Source organism: Vibrio sp. HI00D65, assembly GCF_001635455.1.
GTDB lineage: Bacteria > Pseudomonadota > Gammaproteobacteria > Enterobacterales > Vibrionaceae > Vibrio.
Genome location: NZ_LWEH01000291.1, coordinates 1 through 3,914, shown reverse-complemented (window position 1 = coordinate 3,914; position 3,914 = coordinate 1). Strand labels below are relative to the sequence as shown.

Annotated in this window: 2 tRNA genes and 4 rRNA genes; all 6 read right to left on the bottom strand. The window is 48.1% G+C overall.

The features are described 5' to 3' along the window. A 23S ribosomal RNA gene (locus A3712_RS18980) occupies positions 1-859 on the bottom strand; the annotation flags it as partial. Positions 860-1,152: 293 nt separating this feature from the next. After that, positions 1,153-1,228: transfer RNA gene (locus A3712_RS18975), tRNA-Ala, on the bottom strand. 14 nt (positions 1,229-1,242) lie between these two features. After that, positions 1,243-1,319, bottom strand: a tRNA-Ile gene (locus tag A3712_RS18970). Between the two features lie 66 nt (positions 1,320-1,385). Next, positions 1,386-2,940, bottom strand: a 16S ribosomal RNA gene (locus A3712_RS18965). Positions 2,941-3,290: 350 nt separating this feature from the next. Further along, positions 3,291-3,406 (bottom strand): 5S ribosomal RNA (gene rrf, locus A3712_RS18960). Between the two features lie 135 nt (positions 3,407-3,541). Beyond that, positions 3,542-3,914 (bottom strand): 23S ribosomal RNA (locus A3712_RS18955); the annotation flags it as partial.

Sequence of the window (3,914 nt, the reverse complement as noted above, 5' to 3'; positions counted from 1 at the left end):
AACAGTGCTCTACCCCCAGTAGTATTCGTCCGAGGCGCTACCTAAATAGCTTTCGGGGAGAACCAGCTATCTCCAGGTTTGATTGGCCTTTCACCCCTAGCCACAAGTCATCCGCTAATTTTTCAACATTAGTCGGTTCGGTCCTCCAGTTGATGTTACTCAACCTTCAACCTGCCCATGGCTAGATCACCTGGTTTCGGGTCTAATCCTAGCAACTATACGCCCAGTTAAGACTCGGTTTCCCTACGGCTCCCCTAAACGGTTAACCTTGCTACTAAAATTAAGTCGCTGACCCATTATACAAAAGGTACGCAGTCACACCACGAAGGTGCTCCTACTGCTTGTACGTACACGGTTTCAGGTTCTATTTCACTCCCCTCACAGGGGTTCTTTTCGCCTTTCCCTCACGGTACTGGTTCACTATCGGTCAGTCAGTAGTATTTAGCCTTGGAGGATGGTCCCCCCATATTCAGACAGGATATCACGTGTCCCGCCCTACTCGTTTTCACTGATGATGAGATGTCGACTACGGGGCTATCACCCTTTATTGCGGCACTTTCCAGAGCCTTCGTCTGTCTCATTAAAAGCTTAAGGGCTAATCCAATTTCGCTCGCCGCTACTTTCGGAATCTCGGTTGATTTCTCTTCCTCGGGGTACTTAGATGTTTCAGTTCCCCCGGTTTGCTTCTTGTTGCTATGTATTCACAACAAGATACTTACTTATGTAAGTGGGTTTCCCCATTCGGAAATCCCAGACTCAAATGACTTTTACTGTCTAATCTGGGCTTATCGCAAGTTAATACGTCCTTCATCGCCTCTGACTGCCAAGGCATCCACCGTGTACGCTTAGTCACTTAACCATACAACCCGAAAGGGTCTTATGTATGGCAACTAACCAAGGTTTTTGGTTGTAATAAGAAGGGTTAGTTCTTATTACGTGTTTGCCGGACTCAATGTGATTCAAATTAGATTTGAATCGAATACAAGACACTTGAATGTGTTTGTGTTGTGTTTATCCAAAAGATAAACATTGAGAACTTTTAATTTGATTAACTCTTAGAGTTAATCAGTCAGCTTTCCAAATTGTTAAAGAGCTAGATATTTCAAAAGAAATAACCATTTTTAAAGATTCTTAAGGAAGAACACTTAAAGATGGTGGAGCTATGCGGGATCGAACCGCAGACCTCCTGCGTGCAAGGCAGGCGCTCTCCCAGCTGAGCTATAGCCCCATCTAAGTCGATATTGGTGGGTCTGAGTGGACTTGAACCACCGACCTCCCGCTTATCAGGCGAGCGCTCTAACCAGCTGAGCTACAGACCCAATATCGTCTCTTTACTTTCTAAACCGTATCAATCTGTGTGGACACTTATCGTGAGTATCTTCGTATAAGGAGGTGATCCAGCCCCAGGTTCCCCTAGGGCTACCTTGTTACGACTTCACCCCAGTCATGAACCACAAAGTGGTGAGCGTCCTCCCCGAAAGGTTAAACTACCCACTTCTTTTGCAGCCCACTCCCATGGTGTGACGGGCGGTGTGTACAAGGCCCGGGAACGTATTCACCGTAGCATTCTGATCTACGATTACTAGCGATTCCGACTTCATGGAGTCGAGTTGCAGACTCCAATCCGGACTACGACGCACTTTTTGGGATTCGCTCACTCTCGCAAGTTCGCTGCCCTCTGTATGCGCCATTGTAGCACGTGTGTAGCCCTACTCGTAAGGGCCATGATGACTTGACGTCGTCCCCACCTTCCTCCGGTTTATCACCGGCAGTCTCCCTGGAGTTCCCGACATTACTCGCTGGCAAACAAGGATAAGGGTTGCGCTCGTTGCGGGACTTAACCCAACATTTCACAACACGAGCTGACGACAGCCATGCAGCACCTGTCTCAGAGCTCCCGAAGGCACGCCTGCGTCTCCGCTGGCTTCTCTGGATGTCAAGAGTAGGTAAGGTTCTTCGCGTTGCATCGAATTAAACCACATGCTCCACCGCTTGTGCGGGCCCCCGTCAATTCATTTGAGTTTTAATCTTGCGACCGTACTCCCCAGGCGGTCTACTTAACGCGTTAGCTCCGAAAGCCACGGCTCAAGGCCACAACCTCCAAGTAGACATCGTTTACGGCGTGGACTACCAGGGTATCTAATCCTGTTTGCTCCCCACGCTTTCGCATCTGAGTGTCAGTATCTGTCCAGGGGGCCGCCTTCGCCACTGGTATTCCTTCAGATCTCTACGCATTTCACCGCTACACCTGAAATTCTACCCCCCTCTACAGTACTCTAGTTCACCAGTTTCAAATGCAGTTCCGAGGTTGAGCCCCGGGCTTTCACATCTGACTTAATGAACCACCTGCATGCGCTTTACGCCCAGTAATTCCGATTAACGCTCGCACCCTCCGTATTACCGCGGCTGCTGGCACGGAGTTAGCCGGTGCTTCTTCTGTTGCTAACGTCAAGAGATGCCGCTATTAACGACACCCCCTTCCTCACAACTGAAAGTACTTTACAACCCGAAGGCCTTCTTCATACACGCGGCATGGCTGCATCAGGCTTTCGCCCATTGTGCAATATTCCCCACTGCTGCCTCCCGTAGGAGTCTGGACCGTGTCTCAGTTCCAGTGTGGCTGATCATCCTCTCAGACCAGCTAGGGATCGTCGCCTTGGTGAGCCATTACCTCACCAACTAGCTAATCCCACCTAGGCATATCTTGACGCGAGAGGCCCGAAGGTCCCCCTCTTTGGCCCATAGGCATTATGCGGTATTAGCCATCGTTTCCAATGGTTATCCCCCACATCAAGGCAATTTCCTAGGCATTACTCACCCGTCCGCCGCTCGACGCCGTTATCGTTCCCCGAAGGTTCAGATAACTCGTTTCCGCTCGACTTGCATGTGTTAGGCCTGCCGCCAGCGTTCAATCTGAGCCATGATCAAACTCTTCAATTTAAGATTTTGGTGACTCAACGAATACTGACTTCAAAACTACAAAAAGTAATTCTAAAGCTATTACCATTCCAACAGAATGATAATGAATTGACTGTGCCGATAATAAATTATCGATTGGTCACTCAGTTCATTGAAATCAATGTGATTCCTAAGAATCAATTTTGATATTCATCAATGAGTGCCCACACAGATTGATAGGTTTAAATTGTTAAAGAGCTTTGCTATCAACGCTTTAGCGTCAAAGCGGATGCGTATAATACGCGACTGACTGTTGAAGTCAACATAAAACTCTAAGTTTATTTAGAACTTTATGGTGACTTGCTTAATTACTAAGCAAAGTCGAAATTAAAGCCTGGCGATGTCCTACTCTCACATGGGGAAGCCCCACACTACCATCGGCGCTATTGTGTTTCACTTCTGAGTTCGGCATGGAATCAGGTGGGTCCACAATGCTATGGTCGCCAAGCGAATTTTGCTTTTACTTTCAGCTTTTTTAAAAACTGAAGGCAAAATAATCTGGAAAGCTTATTAAAAGTCTTATCTCTTCAAACTCATTCAAGCGTTTGTATCTTTGAGTCCATCAAAACCCCTTGGGTGTTGTATGGTTAAGCCTCACGGGCAATTAGTACAGGTTAGCTCAACGCCTCACAGCGCTTACACACCCTGCCTATCAACGTTCTAGTCTTGAACAACCCTTTAGGACGCTTAAAGCGTCAGGGAAAACTCATCTCAGGGCTCGCTTCCCGCTTAGATGCTTTCAGCGGTTATCGATTCCGAACTTAGCTACCGGGCAATGCCATTGGCATGACAACCCGAACACCAGAGGTTCGTCCACTCCGGTCCTCTCGTACTAGGAGCAGCCCCCTTCAATTTTCCAACGCCCACGGCAGATAGGGACCGAACTGTCTCACGACGTTCTAAACCCAGCTCGCGTACCACTTTAAATGGCGAACAGCCATACCCTTGGGACCGAC